This window comes from Halopseudomonas phragmitis (genome assembly GCF_002056295.1).
Lineage (GTDB): Bacteria > Pseudomonadota > Gammaproteobacteria > Pseudomonadales > Pseudomonadaceae > Halopseudomonas > Halopseudomonas phragmitis.
The window spans coordinates 3,471,036-3,485,881 of the sequence record NZ_CP020100.1 but is presented as its reverse complement, the minus strand read 5'-3'; the positions used below and the strand labels follow the sequence as shown (position 1 = coordinate 3,485,881).

Annotated in this window: 18 protein-coding genes; 4 read left to right on the top strand and 14 right to left on the bottom strand. The window is 57.2% G+C overall.

Annotated features, from left to right (window positions below; translation table 11 throughout):
• The first annotated feature begins 32 nt into the window (after window positions 1-32).
• The 4 genes from zipA to BVH74_RS16105 all read left to right on the top strand — a co-directional run bounded on the left by zipA (window position 33) and on the right by BVH74_RS16105 (window position 5,299).
• Window positions 33-902: a cell division protein ZipA gene (zipA, locus tag BVH74_RS16120; protein ID WP_080051090.1), complete on the top strand. Its 870-nt coding sequence runs from the start codon at window positions 33-35 to the stop codon at window positions 900-902.
• A gap of 167 nt (window positions 903-1,069) precedes the next feature.
• Window positions 1,070-3,445 (top strand): NAD-dependent DNA ligase LigA, encoded by a 2,376-nt coding sequence (gene ligA, locus BVH74_RS16115; protein ID WP_080051089.1) that lies wholly within the window; start codon window positions 1,070-1,072, stop codon window positions 3,443-3,445.
• A 23-nt stretch (window positions 3,446-3,468) separates the two neighbouring features.
• On the top strand, window positions 3,469-4,410 hold the full coding sequence (locus tag BVH74_RS16110; RefSeq protein ID WP_080051768.1) for a tRNA dihydrouridine synthase: 942 nt from the start codon (window positions 3,469-3,471) through the stop codon (window positions 4,408-4,410).
• A 130-nt stretch (window positions 4,411-4,540) separates the two neighbouring features.
• Window positions 4,541-5,299 (top strand): DUF2889 domain-containing protein, encoded by a 759-nt coding sequence (locus tag BVH74_RS16105; RefSeq protein ID WP_155121736.1) that lies wholly within the window; start codon window positions 4,541-4,543, stop codon window positions 5,297-5,299.
• A gap of 34 nt (window positions 5,300-5,333) precedes the next feature.
• Here the strand turns inward: BVH74_RS16105 and BVH74_RS16100 are convergent, their stop codons facing one another.
• The 14 genes from BVH74_RS16100 to BVH74_RS16035 all read right to left on the bottom strand — a co-directional run bounded on the left by BVH74_RS16100 (window position 5,334) and on the right by BVH74_RS16035 (window position 14,836).
• Entirely contained in the window at window positions 5,334-5,984 is a 651-nt protein-coding gene (locus BVH74_RS16100; protein WP_080051087.1) for a 7-cyano-7-deazaguanine/7-aminomethyl-7-deazaguanine transporter, read from the bottom strand.
• Window positions 5,985-6,121: 137 nt separating this feature from the next.
• Window positions 6,122-6,538 carry a hypothetical protein gene (locus tag BVH74_RS16095; RefSeq protein WP_080051086.1) on the bottom strand — a complete coding sequence of 139 codons (417 nt, stop codon included), beginning with the start codon at window positions 6,536-6,538 and terminating at the stop codon, window positions 6,122-6,124.
• Window positions 6,539-6,549: 11 nt separating this feature from the next.
• A complete protein-coding gene (locus tag BVH74_RS16090; protein WP_080051085.1) occupies window positions 6,550-6,915 on the bottom strand; it encodes a VOC family protein in 366 nt (121 codons plus the stop codon).
• Between the two features lie 116 nt (window positions 6,916-7,031).
• On the bottom strand, window positions 7,032-7,463 hold the full coding sequence (locus BVH74_RS16085; RefSeq protein ID WP_080051084.1) for a GNAT family N-acetyltransferase: 432 nt from the start codon (window positions 7,461-7,463) through the stop codon (window positions 7,032-7,034).
• 312 nt (window positions 7,464-7,775) lie between these two features.
• On the bottom strand, window positions 7,776-8,021 hold the full coding sequence (locus BVH74_RS16080) for a hypothetical protein (RefSeq protein WP_080051083.1): 246 nt from the start codon (window positions 8,019-8,021) through the stop codon (window positions 7,776-7,778).
• 37 nt (window positions 8,022-8,058) lie between these two features.
• Window positions 8,059-9,282: a DSD1 family PLP-dependent enzyme gene (locus tag BVH74_RS16075; RefSeq protein ID WP_080051082.1), complete on the bottom strand. Its 1,224-nt coding sequence runs from the start codon at window positions 9,280-9,282 to the stop codon at window positions 8,059-8,061.
• A gap of 91 nt (window positions 9,283-9,373) precedes the next feature.
• Window positions 9,374-9,772, bottom strand: coding sequence for a fosfomycin resistance glutathione transferase (gene fos / locus BVH74_RS16070; RefSeq protein WP_080051081.1), 399 nt, complete (start codon window positions 9,770-9,772; stop codon window positions 9,374-9,376).
• A gap of 33 nt (window positions 9,773-9,805) precedes the next feature.
• Window positions 9,806-10,312 carry a GNAT family N-acetyltransferase gene (locus BVH74_RS16065; RefSeq protein ID WP_080051767.1) on the bottom strand — a complete coding sequence of 169 codons (507 nt, stop codon included), beginning with the start codon at window positions 10,310-10,312 and terminating at the stop codon, window positions 9,806-9,808.
• Between the two features lie 88 nt (window positions 10,313-10,400).
• Window positions 10,401-11,180 carry a hypothetical protein gene (locus BVH74_RS16060; RefSeq protein WP_080051080.1) on the bottom strand — a complete coding sequence of 260 codons (780 nt, stop codon included), beginning with the start codon at window positions 11,178-11,180 and terminating at the stop codon, window positions 10,401-10,403.
• Between the two features lie 356 nt (window positions 11,181-11,536).
• A complete protein-coding gene (locus BVH74_RS16055) occupies window positions 11,537-12,067 on the bottom strand; it encodes a hypothetical protein (RefSeq protein ID WP_080051079.1) in 531 nt (176 codons plus the stop codon).
• 305 nt (window positions 12,068-12,372) lie between these two features.
• The gene (locus BVH74_RS16050) at window positions 12,373-12,672 is read right to left on the bottom strand and encodes a type II toxin-antitoxin system RelE/ParE family toxin (protein WP_080051078.1); all 300 of its coding nucleotides are present in this window, start codon (window positions 12,670-12,672) and stop codon (window positions 12,373-12,375) included.
• The gene (locus BVH74_RS16045) at window positions 12,673-12,942 is read right to left on the bottom strand and encodes a type II toxin-antitoxin system Phd/YefM family antitoxin (protein ID WP_080051077.1); all 270 of its coding nucleotides are present in this window, start codon (window positions 12,940-12,942) and stop codon (window positions 12,673-12,675) included.
• A gap of 193 nt (window positions 12,943-13,135) precedes the next feature.
• Window positions 13,136-14,170 carry an NADPH-dependent curcumin/dihydrocurcumin reductase gene (gene curA / locus BVH74_RS16040; RefSeq protein WP_080051076.1) on the bottom strand — a complete coding sequence of 345 codons (1,035 nt, stop codon included), beginning with the start codon at window positions 14,168-14,170 and terminating at the stop codon, window positions 13,136-13,138.
• 99 nt (window positions 14,171-14,269) lie between these two features.
• Window positions 14,270-14,836 (bottom strand): hypothetical protein, encoded by a 567-nt coding sequence (locus BVH74_RS16035; RefSeq protein ID WP_080051075.1) that lies wholly within the window; start codon window positions 14,834-14,836, stop codon window positions 14,270-14,272.
• Window positions 14,837-14,846 lie beyond the last annotated feature (10 nt).

Below are 14,846 nucleotides of genomic sequence, written 5' to 3'. Positions count from 1 at the left end.
TACTGGATGAATACAACAGGAACAGGTTATTCATGGATTTTGGTTTGCGTGAGTGGCTCATCATCATCGGCCTTTTGGTGATCGCCGGCATTCTGTTCGATGGCTGGCGACGCATGGGTGGTCGATCTCGTATCCGCTTCAAATTGGAACGCAACCTCAAGGACTTGCCGGAGGACGACGGTAACGATGAACTGCTCGGCCCACCGCGGGTCGTGGGGCAGCGTGAACGGGAGCGGGCCGAACCCTCGTTTGGTGATGATCCAGCGCTGCGCGAGGATCAGTTGGGCGAGCATGGCGAATGGCGCGAGCCTCAGCAGGTCGGGCTCGACCTGGAAGAACCGGCGCCTATGTTGCTTGATCCGGTTACTGATGAATCGCCGGCAGCGGCCAGAGCACAGTCAGCCAAACCGGCCGCGCAGTCTGCACCTGTACAAAAGGCTCAGCCCAGCCCGCCCAAGGACCAGCCACCGGTAGAAGAGGTGCTGGTAATCAACGTGGTCTCGCGCGCTGAAGAGGGCTTTGCCGGCTCGGCGCTGATGCAGAGCATCATGGAAAGCGGCCTGCGTTTTGGCGAAATGGACATTTTTCACCGCCACGAAAGCATGAGCGGCAATGGCGATGTACTGTTTTCCATGGCCAACGCCCTCAAGCCGGGAACCTTTGACCTGGACGAACTGGACAACAGCCATGTGCGCGCGGTGAGCTTCTTCATGGGCCTGCCGGGCCCACGCCACCCCAAACAGGCACTGGACCTGATGATCGCCGCCGCGCGCAAGCTGTCCCATGAGCTGGGTGGTGATCTGAAGGACGAGCAGCGCAGCGTGCTCACAGCTCAGACCATAGAGCATTATCGCCTGCGCATTGCCGAGTTTGAGCGCAAGCACTACGGCATGCGCCGCTAGGGAGCCTCAGCCTCTTCGGCCTGCACTGCATCGCGCCTGCAAGGCGCTCCTACCATCCACGCCCCGGTAGGAGCGGCCCGCGGCCGCGAATCAGCCCCATACCAGCGCCGCAAAACCAGCCCGCACTTGCTACAATCACGCCTTCGATTCACGGCTGACTGACACCCATGACCCAGACCCCCGATCCGGCCCAGCGCGTCCTTGAACTGCGCGAACAGCTCGACGCTCACAACTATCGCTACTACGTGCTCGATGAACCGAGCATCCCGGACGCCGAATACGATCGCCTGTTCAACGAACTCAAGGCGCTGGAGGCGGACAACCCGCAACTGGTCACCCCGGACTCGCCGACTCAGCGGGTCGGTGGTGCCGCGTTGTCCGAGTTTGGCGAGGTGCGCCATGAAGTGCCCATGCTCAGTCTTGGCAACGCCTTCGAGGAAGACGATCTGCGCGCCTTCGACCGCCGCGTGCGTGAAGGCCTGGACCTGCCGGACGGCGATTTGTTCGGCGGTGGTGCCGAAGTTGATTACTGCTGCGAACCCAAGCTCGACGGTCTGGCCGTCAGCCTGCTGTATGAAAACGGTCATCTGGTGCGCGGCGCCACTCGCGGCGATGGCAGCACCGGCGAAGACATCAGCGTCAATGTCCGTACCATCCGCAATGTCCCGCTGAAACTGCGGGGCGAGGGCTGGCCTGCGGTGCTGGAAGTCCGTGGCGAAGTATTCATGAGCAAGGCCGGCTTCGAGGCGCTGAATGAGCGTCAGCGCGAAGCCGGAGCCAAGACCTTTGCCAACCCGCGCAACGCCGCTGCCGGCTCGCTGCGCCAGCTTGATCCCAACATCACCGCCAACCGGCCGCTGGAGTTCTGCTGCTACGGCATCGGCAAGGTCGAGGGCGAACTGGCCGACACCCAGATCGGTATTCTTGAGCAGTTACGTAGCTGGGGCCTGGCGATCAGCCGTGAACTGAAGCTGGCACACGGGGTAGAGCAATGCCTGGCCTATTACCGCGATATCGGCGAGCGCCGTGCCGGGTTGGGGTACGAGATCGACGGGGTGGTGTTCAAGGTCAACCAGTTGGCTTATCAGCGCGAGCTGGGCTTTCGCGCCCGTGAGCCACGCTGGGCCATCGCCCATAAGTTTCCGGCGATGGAAGAGGTTACCGAACTGCTGGATGTCGAATTCCAGGTGGGCCGCACCGGCGCGGTCACCCCGGTAGCGCGTCTGAAACCGGTCCAGGTGGCTGGCGTTACCGTATCCAACGCCACCCTGCACAATATGGACGAAGTAGCGCGCCTGGGCCTGATGATCGGCGATAGCGTGATCATCCGCCGTGCCGGTGACGTGATCCCGCAGGTCATGCAGGTGGTGGCTGAACGGCGCCCGGCCGATGCCCGGCCAGTAGTAATCCCCGAGCACTGCCCGGTGTGTGGCTCGGCGGTTGAGCGCACCCAACTGGTCAAGCGTGGCAAGGCTGGTCAGACCACCAGCGAAGGCTCGGTGTACCGTTGCGTCGGCCGCCTGACCTGCCAGGCCCAGCTCAAACAATCGATCATCCACTTCGTCTCACGGCGGGCCATGGACATCGACGGCCTGGGCGAAAAGATCGTTGAACAACTGGTGGATACCGGACTGGTCAGCTCGCCGGCTGATCTGTACCTGCTGACCTATGAACAGGTCATCGCCCTGGAGGGCTTTGCCGAGCTGTCGAGCAAGAACCTGCTGAGTTCAATCCAGGCCAGCAAGCAACCGACCCTGGCGCGCTTTATCTTCGCCCTCGGTATTCCCGATGTTGGTGAGGAAACCGCCAAGTTGCTGGCTCGTGCGCTCGGCTCGCTCGAGCGTATCAGCCAGGCGCTGCCCGAGGTGCTGGTGTACCTGCCGGATGTGGGGCTGGAAGTGGCCCATGAGATTCACAGCTTCTTTGCCGATGAGCACAACCGCACGGTGATTCGCCAACTGCTCGAACGTGGAGTCAGCTTGCAGGAAGAGGGCGCTATCGCCGCCGAATACGCCGCCAGCGTCAGCCTGGCCGAGTTTATCGAACGGCTCAACATTCCGGGTGTTGCCAAGACCGGCGCTGAGCGTTTGGCCAGCCGCTTTGGCAGTCTGGCAAAGCTGATGGACGCCGAATGGCTGGAACTCAAGCAGGTCGAACGCTTTACCGAAAAGGCCCAAAGCAGCCTGCGTGAGTGGTTCCGCAATGACGCCAAGCGCCAGCATGCCCTGGCCATCGAAGCGCAGCTACGCGAATTCGGCATGCACTGGGACAGCCCCAAGGCCGAGGCGGGTGAAGGGCAGCCGCTGGCCAGCCAGACCTGGGTGTTGACCGGCACCCTGGAAACCTTCTCCCGAGATGTGGCCAAGGAGCATCTGGAAAGCCTGGGCGCCAAGGTTGCCGGCAGCGTTTCGGCCAAGACCCATTGCGTGGTTGCTGGTCCGGGCGCCGGCAGCAAGCTGGCCAAGGCCGAACAGTTGGGGGTAACTGTGTGGAGCGAGCAACAGTTGCTCGATCTGTTGGCCAGCCACGGTATCAACGCGTGAACGCTCATGTGATCCTGGCCCCGATGGAAGGGCTGGTGGATGCGCCGATGCGCGACGTGCTGACTCGCATCGGCGGCATCGACTGGTGCGTCAGCGAGTTTATCCGGGTGACCGGCGGGCCGCTGCATCGCCCGGCTGTGCAGCGCCTGGTGCCGGAAATGGACCATGGCTGGCAGACCCCAAGCGGTACCCCGGTACGCGCCCAGTTGCTGGGCTCCGACCTGCGCTGGATGGCCTACAACGCCACGTTGCTGGCTGAACTTGGCGCGCCGGTGGTGGATCTGAACTTCGGCTGCCCGGCCAAGACCGTCAATCGCCACCGCGGTGGCGCCGTCCTGTTGCAGGAACCGCAGATGCTGTTCGAGCTGACCCGCGCCGTGCGCGAGGCGGTGCCCGCCAGTGTGCCGGTTACCGCCAAGATGCGCCTGGGCTACAGCGATACCAGCCTGACCCTGGATTGTGCCAAGGCACTGGCCGATGCCGGTGCCGCGGAAATCGTCGTGCACGGGCGGACCAAGACCGAAGGTTACAAGCCGCTGGTGCACTGGGACTGGATCGCCCGCGTGCGTGAGGCTGTCAGCATACCGGTGATTGCCAATGGCGAGGTCTGGACGCTGGAGGACTATCAACGCATTCGCCAGGACAGCGGCTGCGCGCACGTCATGCTCGGGCGCGGGCTGGTGTCACGCCCTGACCTGGCCCTGCAGATTCGTCAATGGCAGGTTGGTGAACCAGCCCAGCCGCTGGACTGGGCAAGCCTGCAGCCCTGGCTGCTCGAGTTTTACCGCCAGGTCCGCGAGCGGGTGGTTGACCGTCACGCCCCCGGGCGCTTCAAGCAGTGGCTGGGCATGCTCACTCGCGGCTACCCCGAAGCCCAGGCCCTGTTCGATCAACTGCGACGGGAAACCAGCGCCGATGCGGTAGGCTTAGCCTTACAGCCAGAGGCTGTGCGATTGGCGGGCTGATCGGGAAAAAGGTGGCATATCGGTCGAGTTTTAGCACTATCGCGGCAAATTTCCGGCCCGGGCGTTCACAGCCCGGGCCGGCAGCGTAGACTGGCAGACACAACAAACTTCCGGCAAGTGGAGCGGAATCGTGCCAGTTCAAGCTATGCAAGCCATTGACTCACCACATGTTTTCTATCGCCGTGTGATCTTCGAGGTCAGCACCAGCGAATGCCGTGTGGCGATGGAAGACGAGCATCACTTCTTCGTCCTCAACATCGGTCATGACGGTCAGCGCATCACCTCGGTCAGCAGTGACGCGCGGCGCACGCCCTGGTCAATCTGCCCGCAGGCCGAACGCAAGTTGCAGGAGTTTGTTGGTCAACCGCTGCGTCAGCGGATTGCGGTCAATCTGGCGGATATCGACGGCAAACAGCAATGCACCCACCAATATGATCTGCTGATGGTGGCGCTGTCTCAGGCGCTCAGACCGGGGCGGCGCGAGTATGTCGCCAAGGTGGTGGGCGCCATGCACGAACACCGGCATGCCGAGCTGTTCCTTGATGGCGAAAAACTGCTCGACTGGCGCCTGCGCGGCACCAGGATCGAGAGTCAGGACGCCTTCGATCAGCGAGACCTGCGCACCCTCATGCCCTGGGCTGAAGCCTGCCTCGACGATCAGACCCTGGAAGCCTTATACGTGCAGCGCCGCGCCGTGATGGTCGCCGCCAGCAAGGGCTTCAATCTGGATATGATTGCCAACGCCGGCGTGGCCATGAAAGCCCGGGCCGGTGCCTGCTTCGTATTCCAGCCAGAACGCGCCGACAGCGCCCTGCGCATCATCGGCAGTACCCGCGGTGACGTAAACCATGCCGATGATCTTCTCACCGAGTGGGGCAAAGCCCGGTAGGAGCGCTCTGCGAGCGCGATACAGACTCTTAGGATTACTGTGTCACCGGCCGCCCCGGCACCATCCGCACAATGGCATTGAGCAGCATCCCATACAACGGCACGAACAACGCCATGCTGATCGCCAGCTTGATCACATAATCAACCGTGGCAATCTCCACCCAGTTGGCAGCCATGAAGGGATCACTGCTCTGCCAGAAAGCCACCGAGAAGAACAGATAGGTATCCAGCAGATTGCCCAGCACGGTCGAAGCCGCCGGCGCCACCCACCATTGGCGCAACCCGCGCAGGCGGTCGAACACCTGCACATCCAGCAACTGCCCCAGCGCATAGGCCAGGAAACTGGCCAGCGCGATGCGGAACACGAAACCATTGAACTCGCCCAGCGCCACCAGCCCGCCAAAGCGTCCGTCATGGAACAGCACCGACACCACATAGGATGCCACCAGCGCCGGCAGCATGACCCGGGCAATCACCCGTCGGGCAACACTCTTGCCCATCAGCCGGACACTCAGGTCGGTCGCCAGAAAGATAAACGGGAAGCTGAACGCGCCCCAGGTGGTATGCCAGCCGAACAGCGTGATCGGCAATTGCACCAGGTAGTTGCTGGCAATGATGATAAGAATGTGAAAAGCAACAAGACCGGCCACAACCTGTCGGTTGACCGATACGGGAATCAACGGCATATGATGTCCTTTTTGAATCAAATGGGGTGAGGGAACCCATTGCCACAGCCACCATGGCTGCGTGCGGCGTGCATTCTAGCGGTTTGTAGTAGGGAAGGGTAGGTTTGGCGGAGCAGCGCTGCTCCTGAGCCAAGCCGTCATGCATTGCTGATCTCGATAAACCACTTGGGCTGCATGGCCTCAAAATCCTGGCGCACATTGGAAGGCAGGTAACTGGCCGAATCCAGCACCAAGGGCTGACCATCGATGCGCTTGAACACAACCCAATGCCAGAAGTTCTTGCCGTCTTCCTGATGATGCTTGATAGACAGCAACGCCAGATTCGGCAATGCCTCCCAGCTATCAAACGGAATTTCATCCCTGGAGGTCTCAACCCCGGCGCTGGACAGCAGACGACGAACATACTGGGTATCTGACCACAGCGAGGTATCCGCGGCATGAATGCCCATGGCGTTGGCAATGGCTTTCATCTCTGCATAGGTTTTGCCAAGGATATTGGCCACCGATGCAATCCCGCAGCCTGTGACTTCTTCCTGTACTACCGGTTTATGCACGGATTGGCTCCTTAAACTGCCTTGTAATCCACATGCTGCAATACATTAACAAGCTTCCCAAAAGGATCGCGAACATAGAACCGGCGGACACCCCATGGCTCGCTTGCTGGCCCATATTCAATCTTGATGTTCGCGTTCTTCACGCGCTCCAATGCTGTTTCCAGGCAATCAACCTCTATGGAAAGGTCGGGAACCGGCGTGCCAGAACCACCCTGCGAAGCCACGCTTAGCTGCGTAGTCATCTTTTCGCTAGAGCTGTAGGTTCTTATCCAGCCATGATCCATCACCACGTCAAGCCCAAAAATAGCGGAATAGAAGCTCTCGGCTTCTGAGGGGGTAGCAGTGGCAATGTTGTAGACGATGCGTTTGACCTTCATCTGTTCCTCCCTGAGTCGGATGCTTTGGGCTCGATTGCCTTACTGTATACGGAAACGCCCAAGGTTATTAGCCTTGGGCGTTTCTTCTAGCAAACCGGGTTACGACAAACCGAGCTTTAGAGCGTCATATGCAGAATTGGAAATGGTTTACCCATATCATCGAGTGGTGAGCGAGAAACAACTGTAAACCCCATATGCTTGTAAAAGCCTACGGCTAATGGATTTTGCTCGTTCACGTCAACTTTGGTAGCGCCTAACTGTTCGATTGCATAGCGCAATAGAACTTTGCCAATACCCTTTCCTCTGGCAGCATTTGAGATGAATAGCATTTCTACCTTGGAGTCGTGGACGCCGACAAATCCCAAGATTGAATCACCGTCATCTTTAATACACCTCAGTGTGACCGCAGGAAAAGCCTGTTCAATGATAATTGGTTTAAAGGACTCAATATCTTCTTCTGTAATGAAGTCATGAGTTGCTCGGACTGAATTTTCCCAAACATTAAGCATTTCTGCATAATTTTCAGGAAGCACATTTTCTACAATCATCTTGTTTCTCAAAAATTGACTGAATTTTATGTGCAGCCGCGGACTTGAATTCTAACCACGCGTTGTGCTGGCGTAAACCACTAGAGGCCTTGTTTGGCCCTTTTTATAGAAGACTCCACCGATGACAACGCTTGAGGGCTATTCTTCCAGCACGTAGTCCTAAGCATCTAGGTTTTGCCAAGGATATTGGCCACCGATGCAATCCCGCAGCCTGTGACTTCTTCCTGTACCACCGGTTTATGCATGGATTGGCTCCTTAAATTTCCCTGCTCGACAGTTGGTTGTCGTCTGTTGAATATATGGGTTTTATTTTTAAAGTAAAAAATTGGAGTTGCGCACGTGGTCACTGAACAGTCCTGCGATGAACCAGAGCGTGGTGAAAAACCATACGGTAACGGCAAAAAGCCTTATGCCTTCAGCGCTCCACCTTGGCGCGAGCAGGCTGACCAGAAACCAGGACTTCCAGCCTTCAACCCAGTTTGCACCACCCCAACTGATGATCCATTTCCAGAACAGGCTGTTTAATCCGTAGATAAGAATCCATTCAAAGTGAGTCATGTTTATTGCTCGGTGTGGTGGGGCTGTACACCCAGTATCAGGGGAAGTTTAATGGAAAGTTATCTGGATAGCTGCACACTGGCCACCAGTCGGTAATCAGGCCCTGGTCGTAAACGGCCAGTTGGCCGAACTGCAGGAATACGGCTTCGCTCTGGCAGGGGCGGAAGAACAGATACTCATCCTGCTGGAGGGTCGAGTCGGCCGGCAGTTGATAGAATTCCTGATTGCTGGAACGGCCCAGCAACGGATGAATGCAGGCTTCGCTCGGGTAGCAGGGGTTGGCCAGCCAGTTACCGCCGTACAAAAAGCAACCTTCGCGCGGTAATTTACCCAAGGTACGCAATAGCCGCGACAGCAGCGGTGCTTCCGGTATTTCCGGATTGTGCACGCGCTTGAGTACCGGTGCGGCGATATACGCCGCCGGCAGGTGGTGTTCCAGAGTGCTGACATCAAAGTCGGAGGGCTTTACCAGAGCCGAGGCGGCGGCTATTTCATTCACAATGCCCACACTGTCACCTTCGTACAGCGGGTAGGTCGAACTGCCACCGGTGTTCAGACACAGTCCCTGCAGCACTTGCTCACCCAGCACCTGGCGCACTAAGTCGACAAAGGCCGCGTAACGTTTGCGCACCGCGTTCAAGGCACCGCCCATGCCGCCGAGCAGGGCGGGAATTTTGCTGATGTGCGCTTCGTAGCCCATGAGGCCGGACAGGCTCAGCCAAGGCGAGGCCGCCAGCTTTTCCAGTGCTTGGGTAAAGTCCTTATCGGGGCGGAAGCCGCCACGGTGCAGGCCGACATCAATTTCCAGGCTGATGCGCATGCGGATATTCAGTTCCTGCGCCAGTTGCTCGTATTGCTCCAGCCGTTGCGGGCTGTCGATCAGCCACTGCAACTGCAGTTCCGGGGCAAAACCCATGCTCGTCTGTTGGCCATGCCAGTGATAGAAGTACCGGGCGGCGCATATCGGCATAGGTTTACCCAGCAGAATATCAGCAGTTGGAATGTGTTCGATCAGGCGCATCAGGAACGGCAGGTGAAAACTCATCAGCCGCGTGGTGCCGGTACGGCGCATGATGTATTGCAACATCGGGATCGACGGCAGGGATTTAGCGACAATGCGATAATCAAAGCCGCGGTTCAGGACGTCGATCAGGTGGTCGGTGTTGCGATCCAGGCGTTCTTTGTCGATCACCAGGGTCGGCGTACACACGCCTGCTTGCTGCAGTGCATGGGTCAGGTTCTGAAAATACAGATCGGTCATGGTGTGTCCGCAATGAGCAGGGTGGCGAGCTTTATGGTTATTTTTCAATGGCAAGGACCGTGTTAGCCCGCGCCGCGGGGGAAGTCCAGTTTCAGTACCAGACCAACCCTTTATAGGGTGATTTCTCCAGCTCAGCTAAGCGGGTTGCCAAGGTTCCACAATGAAGCTCTATGCGGTGCCCGTTCGGATCTAGCAGGTACACGGAATTGCCCTCGCTGGTATTCTGCTTCCACTCCTCAATCCCGGCCTTTTTTAACCTGGCACGCAGCTCAGTAAGCTCGCTTTCGCCAATACTGAATGCCACATGCGTATAGTCGTTGGCGGGTTTAGGCATCCCGCCACTCAAACATATCCAGATATCGCCCGCTGTTAAGTAAGCGCCAGCATCCCAGGCCACATGCAGCTTCATGCCCAGCAAGTCACGGTAGAATTCGATTGAAGAGCTCAAATCTCTGACGGAAAAGGTGATGTGATTGATTCCGGTGATCATGCGGCTGATCCTAAAACGCCGTGCCTGCGTTCGTTAGTCTTGGGCTGCGAATGCCTCATGGTACGACACTTCCCCTTCCGGAAATTTGTCTGTAAACGACAGTGCCTGAAAATACTCAGCAGGAACGCCGGGATAAGTCAGACCATCGACGGCCTTGAATCCGAAACGACCATAATAAGCAGGATCACCAAGTACTACACATCCAGCCGCACCCATTGCTTCAAGTGAGGCAAGAGAGCTTTTCATTAACCTGGAACCAATGCCGCGCCCTTGATGCTCGGGGAGGACAGATATTGGCCCAAGTCCGAACCAGCCTGCTGCACCGTTGGAAAGCGTAACTGGCGAAATAGCGACATGGCCGACTAAATCTCCGTCAGCCCTGGCAACCTGAGAGATCGTTAGCGCTCCAGCGCGGCGAAGAGCATCAACAATATATTGTTCGGTATGGCCAGTATGCGGAGCATTTAAAAACGCTTGCTCGGTAATCTGATGTATTTTTTCTGCATCACCAGAGTTTTCATTGCTAATTTGAATATCCAATCTTGACCTCTTGGGATGGTTGACGTCAATGTTCAGCGTCCGGTTGGTCGACGGGTTATACGCGCTGCCCCGTATCCGATACATGAACTCACGTGCTCGGCGCCTGTTTGCCGAAAATTAATCGATATCCCTTAAATGGTTGCCCGGACAACGTTGGCCTGACGGGCTCTGCCCGCCCTTCCTGCATATAATTCAGAACTTGTGTTGATGCTTGGTCCGCGTGCTTAATTAAGGTATTTACCCCGTATTCGCCGCCGACATCAGAGCTCGCATAGAGCAGTGTAAAGTTCTGAGGCAATGCTAAGCTCCCGACAATGGTTCTCTTGCGTGCGTTGATTTCCGGAATTTCACCCAGATAAGCATCGACAACGATGCCGATCCTTCCTTTTGCAGGTAGATGGCCGTGAGAAGCGAGCTCTTTAATTGCCATGACCCAGCCTATTTTCTCCCGCGGCTCTGCTAAACCGGAGAACTCTAAGCAGAAAGGGGTCCGATAGGATAAGGCTCGCGAGCCGCAGTCAGGGTCACTTACCAAAACAGCTAATACGATGCCCGTTACCGAGATCTCTAATCCGTTAATAACCTTGGTGTTCGTATCAATGGCAACTAATAGATCGAAGCCTTCCAAGGCATCATTGGAGCTGAGTTTCAGCGCTCTACTTTGAAGCGGAACTCGATTTAATACCTTGGGACCCTTGGAGCGTTCGTAGCTTACTTGGTGATAAGTGTTCTCGACAGGCTGCGCGAAAGAAATAGCATCTGTGGCGGGGTCATAAGTTAGCGTGATTTCGGTTGCTTTTTCAGAAAACGCCGCATACGTCCACTCGAACCTTGGCTGTTTTTTTGCATCCCGCTTCTTCTTTCCCATATCTACCAACCTCGCTCCATCGCTGGCCCTGACCATAGAAAGTAGACATTCTTATGCGTATGGTACCCGCTTACGGGTTAGTGTAGGAGTTAGAGAAACCCATAGGGCATTTTTTTCATCAATTTAAGGCGCCGATATGCGTTTTTTCAGAAATCCCTAGCTCTTAACCTGGTAACCGCATCCGCTAAGCATACATGTGGAGCGAGTAAATTCTTGCTCAATCCCTCGCTCATTAGTTTCAGAATCTTTAGTGATTATGCACGGCACTTTCATTTTTGGACTCTACGCATAAGCCCAGCACACACGCTAGAACGTAGCACGCAGGTGCATAGTGATGGTCGCTGTGCTACCGATGGTTATACATTTCTAAGCTCCTCTAAAACTACGTTAAAGATCTCGTGAATGTCTCGCATCTGCGTAAAGGTAAAACGAATTCGGTGACCAAATAAAGCATCCTGCATTCCTAGAGCGTTCAGTGCCTCTTGCGCCTTGGGCTGCAGCTTGGTTTCAACCAGGCCGCCATAGCTGTGTACAAAGGTATTCCTAATCTCATATGCGGCTTTGAATTTGTCCCATTTACGCACATTCCCGAAGTCGATTCGCTTTGACCTTGCAAGGTACTTTTGAAGTCGGGTTATGCCCTGACCGTTGATGTCCTCTACTGTGAAAGCATGCTTGGACTGCTCCTCTTTCGCTATTTCATACAGTCTACTTTCTACGAGGGCACACATACCGACCAATATTAATAAGGCGCGATTGCTCAATCCAATCCCAAAATGGGTGCTGTTAGCGAAGCAGGATGGGTCGCGCCGAAACTCTTCCAGCTTAGCCGCTATATCCTCGATCTCACCTTTATAGGCTCTTATTTCATGCCAGTAGGTATCCATACGCTCCAGAGATTAACATGTAAGTATTTGAACGGTGTGCGGGCCTGGCGGACGCGGCGGCGTAATCGTGTGATTTCTCTGTTTTGCTCATGCAATCAACTTCCCTGTATTGAGCTGTGCCGTTGGCGTTGGATGATGTCAGTGTGCCTTGCGAGGGGGCGGTTGCCAAGGGGGGAAGATTGGGGCGAGCGGGGCTCGCCTTTGTTCGAGCAGATGCTCGAACGTTCCCAGGAAACCCGGAACGCTTTGGGGGGTGGGGCGTTCCGGGTGGTGGGGGAAGATCATCGTCTGGGAATCGAGCTTGGTTATGTTTCGCTTTCTGGTAATTCAAGCTGTCTCTCACTCCGCCAGACTCGGATGAGCACAACCTCGGTGGCCTGTCTGAGGTAGACAACCCGAAATGGCGAGTGAATCAATTCCCGAACCTGATCCAGATTGAATTCCGGAACAACTCGGCCAGCATCAGGATGGCGTTGAAGCATTTCACAATGCCCGAGGATAGCAGTCACATACTCGTCACCGATATATGGCACGTCCTGCTCTCTGTAATACTCCTGAATAGCCTGCAAGTCCTCAAGAGCGGACTGAGCGATGCGTAATTCCATTTACTTGATGCCCAATGTTTTCTTCGCGTCCTCCAGCGATACGGTGTTGCCCTCGCGTACATCCATAAGCCCACGTGCCACTGCCTTAACGAACCGCAGTTCCTCTGCGGCTCTCTCATAATCCTCAAGGCCCTGAACAACCGCTATGCCGCGGCCACGACTGGTAAGCAGGATGGGGCGATGCGTAGCCTGCGCTCGACCAACTACCTTTCCGGGATTGATCTTCAGGTCTGATAGAGGAATGACATCCTCAGAAAATTTCACTTGCATAGTGATCACCTAACCAACTCTTTGGTGCCATTAATAGCACCTGTTAACAGGTGCGGTCAAGAAGCATGACGGTGAAGTCGATCGACAGTTTTATGAGCACATATCAGAGGCTTTTTTATGATCAAACGTTCCCAGGAAACCCGGAACGCTTCGGTGTTTGGGCGTTCCGGGTGGTGGGGTGGGGTGGGGTTGGTTAGTCGGCGATTTGGACTACCAGTTTGCCGAAGTTCTTGCCTTCAAGCAGGCCGATAAAGGCTTGCGGGGCGTTTTCCAGGCCTGTTACGCGGTCTTCTTTTACTTTGACCTTGCCTTCGGCGACCCAGGGTGTCATTTCCTTGAGAAAGTCGGGGTAGTAGGGGCCGTAGTTGTCGAAGATGATGAAGCCTTGCATGCGGATGCGCTGGCTGAGGATCAGGCGCATAAGTTGCGGCATGCGGTCAGGACCAGCAGGTAGTTCGGTGGCGTTGTACTGGGCAATCAGGCCGCAGACAGGGATGCGGGCGTGGGCGTTGAGCAGGGGCATGACGGCGTCGAAGACCTTGCCGCCGACGTTTTCGAAGTAGACGTCGATACCCTTGGGGCAGGCCTTGGCCAGTTGTTCGGCCAGGTCGGCCTGTTTGTGGTCGAGGCAGGCGTCGAAGCCGAGTTCATTGACGGCGTAGGCGCATTTCTCGGCGCCACCGGCAATGCCGACCACATGGCAGCCTTTGAGCTTGGCCACCTGGCCGACGACGGCGCCGACCGGGCCGGTGGCGGCGGCGACTACGACGGTTTCGCCGGATTTGGGCTGGCCGATGTCGAGCAGGCCCATATAGCCGGTGAAGCCGGGCATGCCGAGCACCCCGAGCGCCTGCGAAGGTTCGGCCATGTGTTTGTCGAGCTTGAACACCATGGTGCCGTCGCTGACCGAGTAGTCCTGCCAGCCGGCGGTGTAGGACATGACCAGATCGCCGGGGGCGTAGCCGTCGTGGTTGGATTGCATGACTTCACACACGGCACCGCAGGTCATTACGCCTCCGACCGGCACCGGGTCGGCATAGGATTTGGCGTCGCTCATGCGTCCGCGCATGTAGGGGTCGAGCGACATCCACTTGGCGCGCAGCAGCATCTGTCCGGGGCCGGGTTGCGGGATTGGGGTTTCCACCAGTTGGAAGTTGGCCGGGGTCGGGGCGCCGACCGGGCGTGAGGCGAGCAGAATCTGGCGGTTGATGCTGTTGGACTGGGGCATGCTGAGACTCCTGTAATGAAGATCAAGGCAGGAACTGAGCATGGGTGGCCCCGGGGCGGGGGTCAAGCAGGTTATGTGGCGCTGATGTTGGGTTATCGATCAGGCTGAGATGCTACCCTCATTGTTGAAGGCCCGGCGCCAGGCGGCGAGAAAGTCGCTGGCACGGCCTCCCTGATGGGGGTAGGCTGTCTGCCACAGGCGGGCCAGGCCGCGCAGGTCGGTGTGTTCGTTCAGGCAGATGGCCTGACGCTGGTAGATCAGCCAGGCGATGGCGCTGGCATAGCCCAGGTTGAAGCCAAGCTCGGCGTGGGGATCCTGAAGGAACCCCCGCTGGCTGGCGAGCCCGCGAACCCGGCTGGCCAGATCAGGGTCTTGCGCCAGGTAGTCGTCCCAGAGGCTGAGGTGGTACTCGGGGGTAATGGCGAAGGGGCCTATGGCACCTGCGGGGCGCTTGTCTGCCGGCAGGCTGGCACAGGCCAGCAGCGTGCCTAGCAACAGGCTGTCTGCACCGTGTTCAGTGATTCCGAGCCAGCTTAGCGTTGGGACTATGATGCCTTGGCGCAGGCTGTCGGCGGGCAGGAGCGAGGTGATTTGAGCAGCAAGGGCACTACCGGGCGGCTGATTGCCGGGGGTGGTGTCAGATGGACTCGCAAGTAACGGTCTCATGGCGGCATCC

Bases quoted from the DNA above. Each gene is read 5' to 3' on its own strand.
- BVH74_RS16050 (WP_080051078.1), bottom strand. From the start codon at position 12,672: ATGGAATTACGCATCGCTCAGTCCGCTCTTGAGGACTTGCAGGCTATT.
- curA (WP_080051076.1), bottom strand. From the start codon at position 14,170: ATGCCCCAGTCCAACAGCATCAACCGCCAGATTCTGCTCGCCTCACGC.
- fos (WP_080051081.1), bottom strand. From the start codon at position 9,772: ATGATCACCGGAATCAATCACATCACCTTTTCCGTCAGAGATTTGAGC.
- BVH74_RS16060 (WP_080051080.1), bottom strand. From the start codon at position 11,180: ATGGGAAAGAAGAAGCGGGATGCAAAAAAACAGCCAAGGTTCGAGTGG.
- BVH74_RS16110 (WP_080051768.1), top strand. From the start codon at position 3,469: ATGGAAGGGCTGGTGGATGCGCCGATGCGCGACGTGCTGACTCGCATC.
- BVH74_RS16035 (WP_080051075.1), bottom strand. From the start codon at position 14,836: ATGAGACCGTTACTTGCGAGTCCATCTGACACCACCCCCGGCAATCAG.
- BVH74_RS16085 (WP_080051084.1), bottom strand. From the start codon at position 7,463: ATGATTGTAGAAAATGTGCTTCCTGAAAATTATGCAGAAATGCTTAAT.
- BVH74_RS16055 (WP_080051079.1), bottom strand. From the start codon at position 12,067: ATGGATACCTACTGGCATGAAATAAGAGCCTATAAAGGTGAGATCGAG.
- BVH74_RS16075 (WP_080051082.1), bottom strand. From the start codon at position 9,282: ATGACCGATCTGTATTTTCAGAACCTGACCCATGCACTGCAGCAAGCA.
- BVH74_RS16090 (WP_080051085.1), bottom strand. From the start codon at position 6,915: ATGAAGGTCAAACGCATCGTCTACAACATTGCCACTGCTACCCCCTCA.
- zipA (WP_080051090.1), top strand. From the start codon at position 33: ATGGATTTTGGTTTGCGTGAGTGGCTCATCATCATCGGCCTTTTGGTG.
- BVH74_RS16045 (WP_080051077.1), bottom strand. From the start codon at position 12,942: ATGCAAGTGAAATTTTCTGAGGATGTCATTCCTCTATCAGACCTGAAG.
- ligA (WP_080051089.1), top strand. From the start codon at position 1,070: ATGACCCAGACCCCCGATCCGGCCCAGCGCGTCCTTGAACTGCGCGAA.
- BVH74_RS16100 (WP_080051087.1), bottom strand. From the start codon at position 5,984: ATGCCGTTGATTCCCGTATCGGTCAACCGACAGGTTGTGGCCGGTCTT.
- BVH74_RS16080 (WP_080051083.1), bottom strand. From the start codon at position 8,021: ATGACTCACTTTGAATGGATTCTTATCTACGGATTAAACAGCCTGTTC.